Genomic DNA, 18,632 nt, shown 5'->3' on the forward strand with positions numbered 1-18,632 from the left:
AGTATAAGTCCACTATTAAGAATCCATCTTCAAGCGGCCTCTGTCAATTACTGTTTTAGAAATGCGGGCATCTTCAAACATCCTTACGGCATATATTCTCTATTGAGCGATTGCGATCAGGAAAGGAGCCAGGCCTATGGAATCCGCTAAACATTCAGCGAGTTACCCAAAGATCCCCCAGCCGATACGCAGTGACGGCGCAGGCAATGTTGATCTCGGCCCCCGCGATGTGATGCGGGACCGGGAGAACCCGGATATGTTCGTCCCTCCAGTTACAGATAACGGACTCATTCCCAATCTGAAATTTTCTTTTTCCGATGCCCACATGCAGCTGAATCAGGGCGGCTGGTCCAGAGAGGTCACGGCCAGAGAGTTGCCCATTGCCACCACTCTTGCGGCGGTCAACATGAGTCTGACCCCGGGCGGTGTACGGGAGCTGCACTGGCATCAGCAGGCCGAATGGTCCTACATGCTGCTCGGGAGTGCAAGGATTACCGCGGTGGATCAGAATGGCCGGAACTTCATTGCTGACATCGGACCGGGTGATCTGTGGTACTTCCCTCCGGGAATTCCCCACTCCATTCAGGGGCTGACGGAGGGCTGCGAATTTTTACTTGTTTTTGATGATGGCAGCTTCTCCGATCTCAATACCCTGTCTATCTCCGACTGGTTCGCCCATACCCCAAAAGAGGTGCTGTCCGCTAACTTCGGGGTGCCGCCTTCGGCCTTTGACTATCTCCCGAAGGATCAGGTCTATATCTACCAGGACCAGGTTCCTGGCTCCATACAGAGCCAAAAGGTCCAGTCCCCGTTCGGCGAAATTCCGCTAAGCTTCAAGCATCAGCTGCTGGCCCAGCCCCCACTGAAAACTCCGGGCGGAAGCGTGCGGATTGTGGACAGCTCAAACTTCCCCATCTCCAGGACGATAGCTGCAGCGCTGGTTGAGATCGAGCCGGGGGCGATGCGAGAGCTGCACTGGCATCCGAACAACGATGAATGGCAGTATTATTTGACCGGAGAGGGCCGCATGACTGTCTTTGGCGGCAACGGGGCAGCACGTACGTTCAACTACAGGGCCGGGGATGTCGGTTATGTCCCCTTCGCCTTTGGACATTATATCCAGAATACCGGAACAGAAACCTTATGGTTCCTGGAAATGTTCAAGAGCGACCGCTTCGCCGACGTCTCGCTGAATCAATGGATGGCGCTCACACCTGAGGAACTCGTCAGCAGCAACCTGAACGTGGGGCCTGAGCTGATGGACGCGCTGCGTAAGGTGAAATGGCCTGTCGTTACCTATCCAGGGTACGGCAGCCCGGGGAAATGAAAGGCCCATGCATAATCGCATGGACCAAGAGTTAAATCTTATAGTTTGGTTAACTCGAAGTTGTCGAATGCTGCCCAGTTATTTGTATTGGCGTCGGACCATACACCCACTTCAATTTGCCCTGTCGTAACTTTTATATTGTCTATTGTATACTTGTGCCAGTAATCCGAAGCGTTAGAAGTAATTTCAGCCGTCACTTCCTTGCCGCCTGTTTTGGAGAACAGATGCAGTGACTTTTGCCCTCCGCTTGAACGTACCCAGGCGCTGAACTTATAAGTGCCATTCGCTACAGCTACCGTTTGTTTGGTTAATTGCTGATAAGCAGTGGACGCCCAATGTGTCAGCTTATAGGTACCTGTATAGGGGTTATCCGTATCCGCTGATTGGGCTGGAGTACCTCCGTTCCATTGCTCCCAGCCTGTCATCGTCCCTGATTCCAACCCTGGATTGGTCAAGAGATTACCGGCGGTTGTAGAGGAGGTCGGCTTCACTTCTAGCCAGTTCAAATTCCAGTTGCCCGCAGCGGCATGAACTCTGAGAGTCTGAACGCCGGCATTCAGCGGGACATTGTTCGAAACGGTTGTCCATGTCTGCCATCCGCCCGTATTTGGCACATTGAATGTGGCAAGCGTCGTCGATCCGTTCTTCAGTTGGATTCCGTTCGTCGCACCAGATAGACTTGCTACTCGCAAACTGACTTTGTATGTTCCTGATACAGGGACGTTCACCCTGTAATCCATCCAGTCGTTCTCATCCATATAACCTGTATTTAATCCGCCGTTAATATCCGTCGTCGCTTCCGTTTGAACGCCATACATGCTGTTGTAATTTTCCGCTTCGATCACGCCTGGCGTCTCTTTCGTGTTGGTCGCGGACGTGTTCAGGCCAAATCCGTATGGAAAGAGAGGCGAATAATTGGCATCATTCGAGTTGGCCGGAATTTGCGCCATACTTCTTGGCCAGGTAAGCGGAAGCTTTCCTGTGAATTCATAATCTCCAAACAACACATCCGAAAGCCCGCTGCCTTCCGTTCCCGGCAGCCAGGCAGCTACGAAAGCAGCCCAATCCGGGAGTTGATTGGTGATTATCATCGGTCGCCCCGAGAGCATGATGACAACCATCGGAACACCGGAACTTTTCACATTGTTCAGCAAGGTGATATCATCCGTGCTCAGTTCCAAATCCGCTATCGGCTGTCCGGTTCCAACATCCCCGACCATTTCAGCGTAAGGATATTCTCCGATTACAACAATGGCCGCATCGTGCCCAGCCGCGCCAGTACCGGTAGATGAATAGGTGACATTGGAGGAATTCGCAACAGCGTTTTTAACGCCTTGCAGGATCGTCGTGCCTGGCGTAATATTGCCCGGAGAACCCTGCCACGAAATCGTCCACCCTCCAGATTGATAACCGATGTCGTTCGCTTTGGTACCGGCTACGAATACTTTCGCCCCTTTGGACAAAGGCAGAATGTGGTTTTCGTTCTTAAGCAGCGTCGCCGATTTCCGTACGGCTTCCCGGGCAATCGCACGGTGTTCGGTCCCGCCGAATGTGCCGCCGCTAATCAAGCTTCTGTCGGTATACGGCGCTTCAAAGATTCCCGCTTCGAATTTCACACGCAGAATACGGCTGACTGCATCATTAATTCTGGACTGGGATACCTGTCCGGTATTGACAAGATCTTTGAGCGCCGGAATAAACTGCTGCCAGTTATCCGGCTCCATAAACATGTCGATACCCGCATTTACCGTATCCTTTAGGGCACTGGAGTAACTGGAATAGACGCCTTGATTGAACAGTGCATACGTACCATTCCAATCTGAAACGACCATCCCCGTAAAGTTAAGGTTTTGTTTCAGCATATCTGTAATCATATGGTGATGCGTATGCGCTTTTTCATTATTCCATGTGGTGAGTGAGATCATAACCGTTCTTGCACCAGCTGCAACCGCTTCACGATACGGCTGAATGTACGGCTCTAATTCCGGTTCGGATAGGATAACATTGCCTTGGTCGTCACCGTTTACGGTATTGCCATCACCCATCCAGTGTTTGATGCTCCCTACCGCTTTAGTTCCTTTCATGAAGCCGCTGCCGGAAGGAAGACCCTGCAAGCCTTCTGTGTAGGCAACGCCCATTTGAGAGACAAGCGAGACATTTTCAGAGAAGCCTTCATAGGTTCTGCCCCATCGGATATCTTGCGGCGCACACAAGCATGGAGAGAAATCCCATTGCACCCCCGTCGTTCTGACTTCTTTAGCGGTTGCTGCGGCAACGCGCTTCACCAGATCCGTATCCCGGGTCGCCCCTAGACCCGCATTGTGAGGGAAAATAGTCGCCCCATAGACGTTATTATGGCCATGAACCGCGTCAACCCCATAGATGATTGGAATTTGAAGCCGGGTTTGCATCGCAGCAGTCTGAAAAGCATCCACCGTATCCGCCCAGGCAGTTGGAGTGTTCGGGGTTGGATTCGAGCCGCCTCCACTCAAAACGGAACCGATGAAATGATCTTTAACTTGCGTCGTAGTTGCAGTTAGACGTTCAACTTGAAGCATTTGGCCAATCTTTTCGTCCAGCGTCATCCGTGAAATGAGATCCGCTACTCTAGTATCAATGGATTGAGCGGGATCTTGATAAGGCAGTACGTCTGCAGAAACAGTAATTGGAAACGCCGTTGACAATGAAAATATCATGCAACTGATAAGCGCAATGGAAGCATATTTTCGTAAAATGAAAAATGGCTTAACATGTTTCATACGATCCCTCCTGTTCATGGAGAAGCCCTTACGATTATTCATACACTCTGAATTCAGAAATCGACCACCAGCTCGCGGAGCTATGCTTCAAGGTGATCTTAATATAGCGGCCTTCGGTTATCGGGAAGTTGACCGCTACGATAGGACCAGTTCCTTCGCCATTCGCTACCGTTTTCCAGTTCGTATTGTCGTACGACATTTCTACAACAAACTCCCTCGCATAATCATTTGTGCTGGTGCTGGAATCCATGACAATATGGTTAATCCATTGATTAGATCTCATATCTACTGTGAACGACTGTCCATCTGCTTGTGCTGCACCGCTGCTCCAACGGTTCGCGGTGTTTCCGTCCAAGGCATTTGCCGCTGAACTGCCCGATTCTGTTGAAGATGCTGAAGCTATCCAACCCGTACGGTTCCTCTCCAGTTCGCCGTAAACGTTCAGTTCTGCGATTGTCCACCAATTGGACGCGTTGCCCGTCTGAACGACTTTCAAATAACGTGCGGTCTGCGGAGCGAAATCCACAAGAACCGAAGGGCTGCTGCCGGTTCCGCTTGCTATAGTCGTCCATGTCGAAGCATCAGCGGACACCTGAATTTGATACCCTCTTGGATAATCAGTCGTATGAGTTCCTGCATCGATTAATACACGATTAAACGTTTCGGCCCGCCCGAAATCCACTTGGTAATACTGGCCGTTCGTTTGCCCGGCACCGCTGGCCCACCAGGTGGAACCGCTGCCGTCAATACCTCTGGAAGCAACGTTGCCAGAAGGGTCCGACGACGATGCTGTGGCAGTCCAGCCCGATTTACTGAGCATCTGCTCGTTATAAATATGGAACTCGGCGATCGACCACCAATCGGGACTGGTGCCGGTTTGGATAACACGCACATACTGTGCATACTGCGGCGTGAAGGTTATCGCCTGCTTCCAGCCAAAGCCCTTGCCGCTCTTCACCGTCGTCCAGTTCGTCCCGTCATTGGATACCTGGATATCATAACCTCTCGGATAATCCCACTTTTCTGTAGACTTCGTTTCGAACGAAATCTGGTCAAACACCTTCTTCGATCCCATATCCACCTGGAACCATTGACCGTTCGCCTGCGGCGCCCCGGCGCTCCAACGGGTGCTTGCACTCCAATCAAGCGCATTGGAAGGAGAGCTGCCGGGCTCCGTGGAAGAAGCGCTTGCCGTCCAGCCTGTTTGGTCAAGCGGTACGGTTGCCAGCCATGGATCACCCTTGGCGAACTTTTTCACCGTGTTGATAAAGCTGGTATTCGGTTGGAAGTTGCTTGTTGCAAATTGCTGCAGCTTTGATGTAATCGTGGACGCGGAATCATTATTGATGACTGGTACCGGTGCAGAGTTGCTGTTATACAATCCCCAGTAGCCACCAACGCCTTCATTCATATCGCCTTTAACCTTGTACGTCCAGTTAGTCCAGTTCGCATGAATGGCGTTCAGCCCGCCCATCCATTTAGACCATACATCATCGTAATGATAGAGCGAATATTCGCCGAGCAATACAGGGACATCCCAATCCTTTTGCTTGACCGCCATCGATTGTATTTTATCTTCGGCCAATGTGTTTTGCGCGTTCCAATCTTTCCCATTTGGCATATCGTACGGATGCACTTCATATACAACGTTCGTCCAGCCTTTGACGCTTGGCGGTACAATATTACCCCAGTCAAAGAAGGCCGCAATGTAAATCGTATGATCAGGATCGATGGCCCGGACGGTGTCATACATGCGATCGTAGAAATCCACTTTCTGATTCACATCGTCCGTATCTTCACCATAATCAATTAAGGGCTCATTCATAAGATCATAGCCTGCAATGGCGGGATTATTTTTGTATCTGTTTGCGATCTTTTCCCAGATATCGACTACCCAATCCTGGTACGTCGTATTGGTCCAGAATTCATTAGGATTCGGTCCAGAACGTCCACAGCTGGCAAAAGGACAGTTTCCACCTGGCAGCGTGTGAAGATCCAGCAAGACGTAAATATTTCTGGAGGCTGCTTCGCTTACCAGCCAGTCGATCTTCGTCCAAGCATTGGCTTTCCAGGTGCCGTCTTCATGGAGGAGCTCGTTCCAGCCGATCGGAAGACGGATCATGTTGAGGCCCATGTTCTCGACATTGTCAAGGTCACCGGTCTGAATCCATGTATCTTGATGCGTTGTGACAATGTCTTCTGCTGCAGCAGCGCCAAAGCGTTGTTTATAAGTGGAGTTCATCGACAGATCGTCGTTATTCAGATAGACGTTCATCTCTCCGATGGACCACCAGTTCGCGGAGGTGCCCGTCTGTGTAATTTTAATGTAACGCGCGGTTACGGCTGGAAAGTTAATCGGTGTAGCTTTGCGGCGTCCTTGGCCGCTTGCTGCTGTTGTCCAGTTGGTCCCGTCCTTAGATACTTGGACGGTATAACCGGCCGGGTAATCCTGCTCAGAGGTTGAATTCTTTTCGGTATCCAGAATGATTTGATTAAATGGGATGCTTGCCCCCATATCGGCCTGGAACCATTGACCATTCGACTGGGCCGCGCCGGTCGTCCACCGTGTACTTGCATTTCCATCCTTAACATTGCCAGGTGTCATGCCAGAACCGCTGGAGGATGCGGAAACCGACCATCCCGTTCTCTCCAATGCGTTGTTGGAGAAAAGCGAGACGTCAGCAATCGACCACCAGCTAGAGCTGCTGCCGGTTTGTGCAATTCTGACATATCGCATATAGGAAGACCACCAAAATTCCGCAACCGTAATCCGCGAATTTCCATAAGCGCTTGCATATTTGGTCCAGTTGATTCCGTCTGTTGAGCCAAGAACCTCATAGCTGCGCGGATAATCGCCTGCAGATGATGGCCCGGCATCAATAATTACCTTGCTTATATCCTGACCTGATCCCAGATCCATTTGAAACCATTGTCCGTTGGTCTGCGCAGCCCCGCTCGTCCAGCGGGTATTCACATCTCCGTCAAGCGCATTAGCTGCTGTCGTACCCGCTCCCGTTGAAGATGCCGTTGCCTTAAGGCTCGTATTGTTCATAGTTGGATCTGAGAATACATTAAACTCTGCCACAGACCACCTATTGGAAGAGCTCGATCCGGTCTGAACCACCCGAATGTACTGTGCCACCTGTGGCATGAAACGAATAACCGTGTTCTGTACCGTGCCTGAACCCGTTGCGACGTCTCTCCAGTTCGTACCATCATTCGATACGAGCACCTGATAACTTACCGGATATTCTCCCGTGAAGCCTGCTGCATTGACATAAATGCGATTGAAATAACCCGTATACCCCATATTCACCTGGAACCATTGACCGTTAGTCTGAGCGGTTGCTGTTTTCCAGCTCGTTGCTTGGTCGCCGTCAATCGCATTTCCGGCGTTAGAGCTGTTGATTGAAGCTGAAGCGATCCAACCTGTCCGATCGAAAGCAAATTCCCCGGCAGGCGACATCCAATCCTCAAAGTTCAACCACCCTCCGAAGTTTGTCCCCCTTAGCGTCACAACGTCCCCGGAACCGGAATTGTTTTTAATAAATTCGCCGTCCGTTTTCAAGAAACCGCTTGAGGTGAGCGCAGCTTCAGCCCTCTCAGCTCTTGGCAAAGCAATAAGGAACTCCAGTGCGAGAACCAAAGCCAAGAAGAGTGAAAAGCCCCGTTTCTTCTTCATCATTTTCCCTCCTAGTAGTCATCTTTTTCTTAAAATAACCTGACTTGATAACGCCGGTAATCCCCCGTCCCCAAAAAAGCGTTTACATTTTTTCGGTGTACATAAATCACCTTCTTCTCCTTTTTTTTCTATTATAGAAAATAAAGGAATGTAAATCTTTTGATCATATTAGCATCCGCAGATGTACAATATTGACAATGTTATTCATCCAGCGCTTAAAGATATCAAACAACCCTCCAACATTAAATTGGAGGGTTGTTTGGTCACACCTTCTTATTTTCCAATCCTAATCCACTCCATAGCGAGCGGCTGCTCCAGCGCCTTGATGACAATCCGGTTATTCCCTTGAAGAAGTGGATGGGGATCAGCCGTTCTAATCGTATGCCATGAGTCTCCAGTGACAGGGAGAATGACAGATATGCCATCATTGATGCAAATTTCGACCTTTGACTGTTCATCACCCATTCCGCAAACACGCAATGAAACCAGATGTCCTTCACCATGATGGGATGTATGATTCACCTCATAAGCCAGCCATTCATGAGGTCTTACATACACATGCATCCATTCATCCTTAGCCCAATCCTCACCCCGCATATGCTGGAAGTTAGTAAGCTTGCGGTTCCCCGAAGTAAACCGGATATCGGTTCCATCCGAATCCCGGAAGCCTAATTCCCGTTCAACGAATGCCTCGACATGATAGCTGATACCTTGTCCTTTATATCCATAGAAAATAGCCGGGATGCGAACCGGAGGCCGGAAAAGCAGGGAATGAACGATCTCCGGAAGGTAGACGCAACGATCCAAGGACAGATTCGCGAGGTATTCCCCTAATATTTGTTCAGCATCAGCCGTTTCCGGTTTCGCTCCGCCTTCGAGATAGCCGATAAGCTTCTCCCATCCTTCCGGCATCCTAACCGAACAAGGAGAGTTGGTCGTATCGAGCTTCTTCCATGTCCAGAAGTTCCAGGAAATGTCATGGTCCTCATATAAGCGAAAAGCGCCGGTATACCACTCGATGTTGTTCTCTCCCCCTTCGCCCATATAGATCGGCACATCCCACTCCGTGCGTTTGTCCAGAAACTTCTGAATGCTCTCTGTGTCCGGACTATTCCAATACTTATGGAACTGCAGCATCAGGTTGTCATCCGGCTTCTCCTCAAAGATGGACCAGTCTGTCGCCCAGTGGACCCCCTCCAAAATAATCATATGCTTATCATCGACTTCGCGAATGGCGCGAATGATATCGTTATATAACGGCGTAAGTAGGCTATTATAGGCCGAGAACCATTCGGGCAGCGGCTCATTCAGCAAATCGTACCCCGCGACAATCCATTTGTCCTTATAGCGTCCGGCGAGCATGCGCCAAATCTCGATCGTACGCCGCCGGTTGTCTGCATCGATGAATAGCTCCGGTTTGTCGTTCGGGGAATCGTCAATATTTGTGCCTGTCTGCCCGCCCGGCGCACCGTGAAGATCCAGTATCGCATACACGCGATGGGCTTCACACCAGCCGATGACACGATCCAGCAAAACAAGATGGTCCTCATCATAACGCTCTGTATCTCCGTCATACAAAAAACGCGAATTCATCGGAATTCGGACGGAGTTAAAGCCTTCCGCAGCAATCCGCTGAATATCCGCTTCCGTGATATACCTGTCGTAGTATGCTTTCCAGAAATCCCTGGCCTTTTCTTCACCGATCAAGTCACGTATCATTTGTTCGATCCGGCGGGGGCGGTCTCCCTGACCGGGGAATCGCCACATGTATCCCTCTGGCAGCAGCCAGTTGCCAAAGCCAACACCGCGCAGCAACAGCTCCTCACCATGACCATTCACAATTTTCGGGCCTTTTGCCTTAATAAATCCACTGACTTTGTTCATTCTTATCCGCTGCTCCTTCTCTCTGGCATGAATTAACCCTTTACCGCCCCATCTGCGATCCCGTTCAAAATATACTTCTGTAGAAGCAGGTAAAAAATGATAACAGGCAGCATAGCCATAACGAGCGAGGCCAGAATGCCCGACCAGTCGTTGTTGCCATACTGGCCGAACAGCATATTGGTGGACAGCAGCAGCGTATAAGAGTTGCTGTCTGTCAGCATCAGAAGAGGAAGCAGAAAGTCATTCCACATCCACAATAAATTCAAAATGGCGTTGGTCGCTGTAATAGGCAGAAGCAATGGGAAAATGACGACAAAAAACAAACGGAAATCGCCGCAGCCGTCCATCACGGCCGCTTCATCCAAATCACGCGGGATGGATTTCACGAAGCCATGGTACAGAAAAATCGCGAAGGATACGCCTAAGCCAATATAAATGAGGCCAAGTCCAAGGATCGAGCCCTGAACGTGAAGCTCTCTCGTTATTTTGGTGAGCGTAATCATGGTCGAATGGAACGGAATAAGCATCGACAGAATGAATAGACTGAATAAAAAGCGGCTTAACCGGCCCGGCGTTCTGGACAATTTATAGCCTGCCATGGAAGAAAACAGGATAATTCCCAGAAGGCCAACTGCAGCAATTACCGCCGTGTTGCCCAAGCTTCTCCAAAAGTTGATTTTGTCTATGGCCGCGGCGTAATTGCTAAATTGAAAGGAAGCGGGAGCCGCTAAAACATCGTTCAGCAGCTCGCCGTCTGTTTTGAATGAATTAAGGACACCCATGTAAATGGGAAATAACGTAATGACAGAACCGGCAAGCAGGACCAGAAGGATGAGGCCTGACCTCCAGTTGCGCTCTCTGATCATGCTTCCACCTCCCGTTTCTTCATAATGGCAAGCTGAATGAAAGTGATCGCCATGACGATCAGGAACAAAATCATCGCTTTGGCACTGGCATAGCCGTATCGGTTGCTTTGCGAGAAAGCCTCATCAAATATATTCAGCGCAATGACTTGGGTCGCACGGCCAGGTCCTCCCTTGGTCAAAGCGAACACGGCTTCAAATACTTTGAACGAGCTGTTTAGCGTCAAGAATACACCGATCGTAATCGCGGGGAGAATCATAGGCATTGTAATGTAACGCAAGGTTTGCCAGCCGCCGGCGCCATCGATAGCAGCCGCTTCTTTCACATGGTCAGGAATATTTTGCAGCGCCGCTATATAGATGACCATCAGATAGCCGACGCCTCCCCAAAGCGACAAGATGATAATTGCAATGAAGGATAGGCGCGGATCCCCAATCCAGGACTGATCCAGAAATAGCAGACCCGTTCGACCGGCCAGATCAGGCAGCACTTTGGTAAAAATAAAGAGCCACATCATGCCCCCGATAATGAGACTGATCATATTGGGCATAAAAAAGATCGTGCGGAATAGCGATTTCGTTTTTCGCCGCGATTCAATGAGAACAGCCAGCATGATGGCAAAGACATTTTGCAGAATGACCATGGCAATGACATACTTCAAGGTAAAACCTATCGATTTCAGGAAGTTCTCATCCTCTATCAGTGCTTCCCGGTAATTGGCCAATCCAATGAACGAATACGCAGGATTGACGCCATTCCAATCCGTCATGCTGTACCAGATCCCGCCGAAGGCGGGGGCTAGTACGAAGAATGCATAAAAGACTAGAGCTGGAAGAACGAATGCCAGGAGGATGACTGTTCGTTTCGTTATAGGGTTGCCTGCCACCTTGGCTTCACTCCTTATTCACCTTATGGGTGATTACTTGGCTGTTACTTGAATCGCTTTCACCCATGTATTGTCCATCGTCTCGATGAATTGGTCCTTCGTCACCGTCTTGCTATAGTAGCTTTGAAGCTGCTTGGCCTGCTCATCCGTAACGCCGTTCGGCAGCTTCAGGTCCTGATAAGCCTTTCCTTTAGAAACATAGCTCATGGCTTCATCAATCCAAGGGAACGATTTGTACGTATGGACAGAGGAAATCGGATTGAATTTAAGTTTTTCGAACAGAGCGGAAGAATCCGTATCGTCAAGCATATAGTTCAGCAAATCAAGCGCAACGTCTTTATGGTCGCTATCCGGGGATACGGCGAGCGATGTTGAAGCCGACAGGTTGATCATCGTTCCACTCGGATCATTGCTTACGGGCAGCGGAGCTACTCCAAACTCCATGTCCGGATTTGTCTTTTGAATCGAATCTGCCATCCAAGGTCCTTGAACCCACATAGCCGCCTTACCATTCGCAAAATCCGCAGCGCCTGCCGCGCTGCCGGCCTCAAACGGTTTAGCCGTACCATTCGACATAATCAAATCGATAATATTGAAAATATCCGCTACATCTGCATAAGAGGCTTCGCCTTTATTCATTTTATCGACCCAATCGGGATGCTCAGAATTCACAAGACCGCCAAGAGATAGTGCAGTCATTAACTGTGGAACCCATGCCTCCTGGAAGGCTAATTCAAAAGCCGGGATATTTTTGGACTTTAGCACTTTAACCACATTTTTCATTTCATCCAGCGTTTGCGGAGGCGTCAGACCATTATCGCTGAATATTTTTTTGTTATACAGATATCCCCAAGCAAGGCTTTCGAGCGGAAGAACGGGCACTTTACCGTCATAGGTGACAGTCTGCTTGACACTGTCGAAAAGCTTGCTTACTGCCGGCTGATCCGACAGATCCGTCAAGTAGCCTGCATTATAGTAGGTCGGAATGTCGTTAGCATGGATGGCAAATACATCGGGTGCATCGTTCGAAGCCAAGCGGGTTTGCAGAATTTGTTTCGCCTGGTCGGCGTTTGGAGTTTCAAGCTTGATTTTCACTTCGATGTTTTTTTCCTTCAATTCCTTGGCTTTGAACTGTTCGAAGTATTGGTCGAACTGGTCTTTGAATTGCGGCAAGGTCAGAAATACTTTGAGTTCCACTTTCTTGGCAGGTTCTGCCTTTGCCACCGTCTCAGCTGCATCGTTGTCATTGGATGCTGACGTGTTGCCCTTGCTGTTCCCCGAACCGCATGCCGCAAGTATGGATAGCATGAGAATCAGTACGACGGACAGGTGAAACGTTTTCTTCATGTTCGATTCCCCCCTTGAGTGAGTTGCATCTTCAGTATAAAGAAAACGGTTGCAAGGGTCTTTCCAGCATTTTAGCATTCTGATTTGCATTATTTTGATGCCGGACCTACTTTCTTAAATTGCCGGGAGGACTTCCATAATGCTTCTTAAACACCCGGTAAAAATAAGCGATATCCGAATAACCCGTCATCTCCGATGCCCGTTTAATCGAGACACCCTCTTTTACAATTAAATCCCGCGCCTTCTCCATACGTAACCGTAAAATAGCGTCCGAAATATTCTCGCCTGTTCCTGCCTTGTAAGCCCGGCTTAAATGCTCCTTACTGATAGCAAAAATCTTTGCAATCGTTTCCAATGATATAGAATCCTGATAGTATTTATGAACATAGGCCTTCACTTCATCGATATTCAGCCTGGTTCTCGTCTGGCGTATGTCTTGCACGATTGTGATCACAGCTGTATACAAATTCGACAATTCCTTAGCCGCATCTAATAGGGAGGACTGGCGGATCCGTTCCCGGTATTCTTCCACGTCCATTACAAGCTCCGAAAGCTGAAACTCATCCTTAGCCAGAAGCTCCTCTAATATCGTAATAAAATCATAGGCAAGCTTAATCGGCATCTTCCTTCTCGCCGCTTCATCCTGAAGAGACTGGCTAAGATATTGAGCCAGTTGAGTAAAGGCATGCTCTATCGCCCGGCTATTCAAATCCAGCAAATGTCCGTAAATCAGCTTGCGATAGGACAAGTACCGATCCTGTATAGCCGCTTCCAGCTGGAACGCAATGGTCGGCGCGACGTTCATACCCGACATCATTTCCGTATTCAATTGTTCTACGCACTGGGACAGGGAAGCGTTAAGCTCCTCCGGATGGATCGGCTTGAGCATGTAATTAATCGCTCTGGATTGAATAGCTTGTTTTAAATATACAAAATCATCATAACCGCTCATGACAAGTATTTTAATAGAGGGAAATTGATCGTGAATGGTTTGAAGAAGCTCTACCCCCTCTAAACCCGGCATGCGCATATCGGTAATAACAATATGAGGCATGGTCTCTGCAATGAATTGGACTCCTTGATAGCCATCTTCCGCTTCGCCCACGATCTTCAGGCCTAATCTGTCCCACTCTCCCAACGATTTAACCACTTGCCTTGACCAAGGCTCATCATCCATAATCAGCACGTTATACATCACGAATCCCTCCTCTCTGTCTCCTTGTTGTCAACATAGGGTAATTTCATAAGTATGAGGGTGCCTGCCATGGATTTACTAAACATGCGAATACCGTAGGCTTCCCCAAAATGCAGTCGAAGCCGCGCATGAACATTACGAATTCCGATACTTTTACGACGCCGCGGCCCTGGGAGAGCAGCGGATGGCTCATCGGTGTCACTACCGTTTCTCAAACCGGCACGAAGGAGCGCTAGTTTCTCGGGCAACACCCCGACACCATCGTCCTTGATCATTACAATGACCCTTTTATCGATTTGCAGAATTCTTATATGCAGATGCCAAGCACCTTCTTTGGCTTGCAGCCCATGCTCAAATGCATTCTCCACCAGCGGCTGCAAAATGAATTTTGGCACCCGGCAATCCATCACTTCCTGATCCGTTTCGATGACCGTATGGCATCTGCCGGCGAACCGCTGTTCCTGGATGAACAAATAGTTGCGGGTATGGTTCATTTCATCCTGAAGGGAAACCATTTCATTCTCAGATCTAATGGAATATCGCAATAAGTCCCCCATCATCCTCGTGATCTGATAGATTTCAGGCGCCTGCTTAACGAGAGCCATCCCGCCGATCAGATTGAGCGTATTATTGAGGAAGTGGGGATTAATTTGAGCCTGGAGTGCCAGCAGCTGCGCATTTTTCACTTCAATTTGATATTGATATTCGTGCTCGATTAATTCTTTAATTCTGTGCATCATCAGGTTGTAACCATGCTGTAGCAGACCAATCTCGTCAAAGCTTTTAACCGATTTCATTTCGAAGCTCTGCAACTGCGCCTTTCGCATGGTCCTGGCCAGACTTATGATTGGCCGTGTAATCCGTAAGGAGAATAAGATGGAAAGAAGAATGGAAGCGGTTACAAAAATACCACCGGTCAGCATTCCTGCTCGAATCGTAGGAGAGGCGCTTGCCTTTACGGTAGACTGGGGGATCGCCTTTACGACGGTCAATTGTCCGTCTCCAATTCGCTCCATGAAGTAAAAATATTGTTCACTCTGATGGGATACAAGTTCGTTCGCAGGTATGTCCATCGTATGCAGTTCGTCCAATACCTCGGATGAAGCAATTCGCTGTGTTGATCCTGACAGAAGCTCGCCTTCATCGTTCATCAAGAACACGTAGCTGTCCGCTTCCGATTGCAAGATATGAACGACTTCCTGCCAAACCTCATTACGTATGCCAACCGATATGCCTCCCAAAAACATCTTATCCGGGAAACGATTAATACTATGATAGGCGTAAATCCCTTCAGGCGTCTGTTTAAAATACATGCTTACAGGCTCTTTGGCAATTCTACGCCATGCATTTTCTTGAATATTGAGGGGCCGAATCGTTCCACTATCTGCATAACTCACGGATAACGCCTTTTCGGTAGAGTGACTGTAGAGGGTGAGACGGTCCACCTTTCGCGCATTGGAGAAAAATGTTGTTATGAGCATGTCTCGTAATCTTTCATGGTTCTGTGACTGAGTATCACTGTTCATGTCATCGAGACCCGCCGTCATCTTGTAAATCAATTCCTTGTTAATTTGGAGAGTATAGAACAAGACGTCAATCTGATCAATTAATTCACTTAAATATTGATCCGCCCACAGCATTCTAGATTCATTAGCACCGATCATTTCCTTCTCCACTGACTCACGAGTGTTTATCGTCGCAATCCAGGTAACCGTGACAACTGGAAGCGTAGTCAGACAGGTCATGAGGATCATAAGCCGAAAACGCAGACTGATTCGCTTCATAAATGCCTACCTCCTAACCTGTGTAAGATGCCTTATTCCCTTTAGTATAAACGGTTCATTCCTAATCACATAGGTTCAAATATTGATCTGTTTTTGTACAATATTGATAACCGGATGACAACAAGATCAGAAGGATGGATATAGAAACCAATATACGTAATATTCTCCTTCACGAGCTCATAGTCTGTAAAGGGGGAACGAAGCAGCTTCTTGGGAGAGGAGATGCGGTCCGAAGAGCCATCCTGCAAGGATTGGAGGTCGGACCCCTATGAGTACAGACCAGCTCATTGCCCTGCTCGTTCTTGTCATCATGATTGTACAGCTTGCCGTTGGCAAAAAGAAATCCTAAAGCCCGCACTATTGCATCTGCCTGCCACCCCTGCTTGCCTGGGTGGCGGGTATTTTTTTGCTCCACAATCACTTACTAAAGTTGAGAAACATTAAAAAGTATAGTAATATAAAGATACGAATAAAGGAGGCGGATTGAAATGCCCGAAATGGATAACCGTATGGAAATAGGCATCAGCACATTTTTGGAAACTACACCGGACCCGGTGACCGGGGAAGTCATCAGTCATGCCGAAAGACTGCGTGAAGCCGTGGAAGAGATTGTACTCGCCGATCAAGTCGGACTGGATGTATACGGTATCGGGGAGCATCACCGTGCCGATTACGCCGGCAGTGCCCCGGCTGTAGTGCTTGCCGCTGCAGCGGCTATGACGAAGAAGATCCGGCTCACCAGTGCTGTAACTGTATTGTCCTCGGATGATCCCGTACGCGTCTATCAAGCCTTCTCAACCCTGGATGGCCTCTCTAACGGACGTGCGGAAATTATGGCGGGCCGGGGTTCATTTATCGAATCCTTCCCGCTCTTCGGCTATAGTCTGGATGACTACAACGAGTTGTTCGAAGAGAAGCTGGAACTGCTGCTGAAGATCAGAGCCTCGGAAAAAGTAACCTGGCCCGGCGGCCATCGTCCGGCTATAGATAATCTTCCTGTCTATCCGCGCGCCGTCCAGGACCCGCTGCCGGTATGGATCGCCAGCGGCGGCAATCCCGAATCGGCAATCCGGGCAGGCATGCTTGGCCTTCCTATCGCCTTCGCCATCATTGGCGGTATGCCGGAGCGCTTCGCACCGTTGGTCAAGCTGTACAAAGAGGCTGCCGCCAAGGCCGGGCATAGCCCGGACAAACTGCAGATCGCCACACATTCGCATGGCTTTGTCAGCGAAACCACCGAGCAGGCAGCCGCCTTGTTCTATCCTTCCACGCAAGCCCAGATGAATGTCATCGGGCGCGAGCGGGGCTGGGGGCAAGCCTATAACCGTGCGACCTATGACGATGCCCGCAGTCTGCGCGGCGCCCTCTATGTAGGGGATTCCGAATATGTCGCCGAGAAGATTCTGCTCCTGCACAAGAATCTCGGCGTTACCCGCTTCTTCCTGCATGTCAACGTCGGTACTATGCCGCACCGTGAAGTCCTGCGTGCCATCGAGCTGCTGGGCACCAAGGTTGCGCCGATCGTCCGCCAAGAGCTTGCCCGGGGAGCCGCTGCACAGTAAGCTCCGCAACTACAATTAAAGGGATGCTGTATCCGCCATGCGTATCATCAATGGCTGTACAGCATCCCTTTTTTATTACATGGCTATGCTAAATTCTAACAGCAATATTAATGATAATTGCCATTTCCGCCACCTCAGACCGTCAAATCATTCTCTGATTTGATGTTAATCGCTTCTTGTAGAAGCCTTTGGAGGATAGCAGCAAAAACGGCGATAACCAACGAAGCAAATATGATGATCAGTCCCAAAAATCCAACAGGAGGGTCAACTTTCTTCGCTATAAAACGAAAGAGCGGCATACCTAATACATACAAACCACTGATTGTAAACGCACAGCACTTGATGTTCTTCAACGCTTTCACAGATAATTCAGAGAACGCTGTGTTCTCGTCAATGTACCGTAAAAGATTGTAAGACTGATAGAGCGCTAAGTAAAAGGGCACAGCCGCTCCATACATCACGATGAAAATGAGATATTTCATTAAGTGAATATTTGGATACAACTCCGCTGCGAAATTCGCTATACGGGGCACTAAAAATATACACAAAGCAAGCACTGCAATTCCAGCCAGAACAATAATCACCTTTAAGAAAGTGGTTGAACCTCGTTGAACATTCATTTAAAACACCTCCTCCACTTATGTAATGACAACATGATTTTAGCATATGATTTATCGTTTTAAAACAAATTAATATTGTATTTAATTATATTATTATTGTTGTTTGAACTTGCTGGAGATACGAGAGAAACCAGAATAGCCTGTTTCAATGTCCGGCGGGAGCCGCGCATACGCCAAGTCCATACAATATAGAAAAGCTTCTTTTTGCCAAATCCAGTCCATTCCCTTCATCTCCTTCTGCAAAAAGACCATCTCCCAGGGAGACGGTCTCTATATTTCAATACAGCTTATTGGGGCGGATAAAAGCCATGGAGCACATCGCGCATTTCCTGCTTGATATGGATATCCGGACGTTTGGATGTGGCGAGTGTTTCCGCCTCTTGTACCGTGGATGCCAGCCCCAGCTCCAGCAGGACTCCCGTTGCTACAGTTCCTGTACGGTTACGGCCTCCAGCGCAGTGAAAATATACTGTTTTGCCGCTATTTACAGCCGCTGTAACCGCATGGATAGCCGCCTGCACCGAAGCCTCCTGGCCGCTCTCATGCTCCACAATCGGATAATGATGACGGGTTACCTTTGCCGGAAATCCTTCCGCTTCCGTTCCGGTATCCCTCAAATCGAATACATCGCTAATTTCCTGCTCCTGCAGAGCCTCGAACAGTGCATTCTCTCCGCCAATATAGACTTTGCCCGGAATGAGCTCGTGATAATTCGCCATAAT

13 protein-coding genes are annotated in these 18,632 nt (G+C 48.9%); 2 read left to right on the forward strand and 11 right to left on the reverse strand.

Features of this window, described 5'->3' with window-relative positions:
• Positions 1-136: 136 nt before the first annotated feature.
• Complete coding sequence (locus A3848_RS11170) at positions 137-1,327, forward strand: oxalate decarboxylase family bicupin (RefSeq protein WP_074085040.1); 1,191 nt, start codon at positions 137-139, stop codon at positions 1,325-1,327.
• A 38-nt stretch (positions 1,328-1,365) separates the two neighbouring features.
• Here A3848_RS11170 and A3848_RS11175 read toward each other — a convergent pair whose 3' ends face one another.
• The 8 genes from A3848_RS11175 to A3848_RS11210 all read right to left on the reverse strand — a co-directional run bounded on the left by A3848_RS11175 (position 1,366) and on the right by A3848_RS11210 (position 15,728).
• Complete coding sequence (locus A3848_RS11175; protein WP_074085041.1) at positions 1,366-4,086, reverse strand: glycoside hydrolase family 3 N-terminal domain-containing protein; 2,721 nt, start codon at positions 4,084-4,086, stop codon at positions 1,366-1,368.
• A 34-nt stretch (positions 4,087-4,120) separates the two neighbouring features.
• Positions 4,121-7,768: a discoidin domain-containing protein gene (locus A3848_RS11180; RefSeq protein WP_143192383.1), complete on the reverse strand. Its 3,648-nt coding sequence runs from the start codon at positions 7,766-7,768 to the stop codon at positions 4,121-4,123.
• Between the two features lie 273 nt (positions 7,769-8,041).
• Complete coding sequence (locus A3848_RS11185) at positions 8,042-9,652, reverse strand: cellulase family glycosylhydrolase (protein ID WP_074085043.1); 1,611 nt, start codon at positions 9,650-9,652, stop codon at positions 8,042-8,044.
• 32 nt (positions 9,653-9,684) lie between these two features.
• Positions 9,685-10,515 carry a carbohydrate ABC transporter permease gene (locus A3848_RS11190; protein ID WP_074085086.1) on the reverse strand — a complete coding sequence of 277 codons (831 nt, stop codon included), beginning with the start codon at positions 10,513-10,515 and terminating at the stop codon, positions 9,685-9,687.
• Complete coding sequence (locus tag A3848_RS11195) at positions 10,515-11,402, reverse strand: carbohydrate ABC transporter permease (RefSeq protein WP_143192385.1); 888 nt, start codon at positions 11,400-11,402, stop codon at positions 10,515-10,517. Before A3848_RS11195 ends, A3848_RS11190 begins: the two co-directional genes overlap by 1 nt.
• 33 nt (positions 11,403-11,435) lie before the next feature.
• A complete protein-coding gene (locus tag A3848_RS11200; protein WP_074085044.1) occupies positions 11,436-12,749 on the reverse strand; it encodes an ABC transporter substrate-binding protein in 1,314 nt (437 codons plus the stop codon).
• Between the two features lie 106 nt (positions 12,750-12,855).
• Positions 12,856-13,944, reverse strand: a complete 1,089-nt coding sequence (locus A3848_RS11205; RefSeq protein WP_074085045.1) for a response regulator transcription factor — start codon at positions 13,942-13,944, stop codon at positions 12,856-12,858.
• Positions 13,944-15,728, reverse strand: a complete 1,785-nt coding sequence (locus A3848_RS11210) for a sensor histidine kinase (protein WP_074085046.1) — start codon at positions 15,726-15,728, stop codon at positions 13,944-13,946. Before A3848_RS11210 ends, A3848_RS11205 begins: the two co-directional genes overlap by 1 nt.
• Before the next feature lie 488 nt (positions 15,729-16,216).
• On the opposite strand from A3848_RS11210, the gene A3848_RS11220 reads away from it, so the two are divergent.
• The gene (locus A3848_RS11220) at positions 16,217-17,290 is read left to right on the forward strand and encodes an LLM class flavin-dependent oxidoreductase (protein ID WP_074085048.1); all 1,074 of its coding nucleotides are present in this window, start codon (positions 16,217-16,219) and stop codon (positions 17,288-17,290) included.
• A gap of 134 nt (positions 17,291-17,424) precedes the next feature.
• On the opposite strand, the gene A3848_RS11225 is transcribed toward A3848_RS11220, so the two are convergent.
• The 3 genes from A3848_RS11225 to A3848_RS11230 all read right to left on the reverse strand — a co-directional run bounded on the left by A3848_RS11225 (position 17,425) and on the right by A3848_RS11230 (position 18,629).
• Entirely contained in the window at positions 17,425-17,910 is a 486-nt protein-coding gene (locus A3848_RS11225) for a DUF2975 domain-containing protein (RefSeq protein WP_074085049.1), read from the reverse strand.
• Positions 17,911-18,003: 93 nt separating this feature from the next.
• Complete coding sequence (locus tag A3848_RS32875; protein ID WP_256702300.1) at positions 18,004-18,132, reverse strand: hypothetical protein; 129 nt, start codon at positions 18,130-18,132, stop codon at positions 18,004-18,006.
• A 65-nt stretch (positions 18,133-18,197) separates the two neighbouring features.
• Positions 18,198-18,629, reverse strand: a complete 432-nt coding sequence (locus tag A3848_RS11230; protein ID WP_074085050.1) for a protein-tyrosine phosphatase family protein — start codon at positions 18,627-18,629, stop codon at positions 18,198-18,200.
• Positions 18,630-18,632 lie beyond the last annotated feature (3 nt).

This window comes from Paenibacillus sp. P32E (genome assembly GCF_001909085.1).
GTDB classification, from domain to species: domain Bacteria; phylum Bacillota; class Bacilli; order Paenibacillales; family Paenibacillaceae; genus Paenibacillus_AQ; species Paenibacillus_AQ helianthi.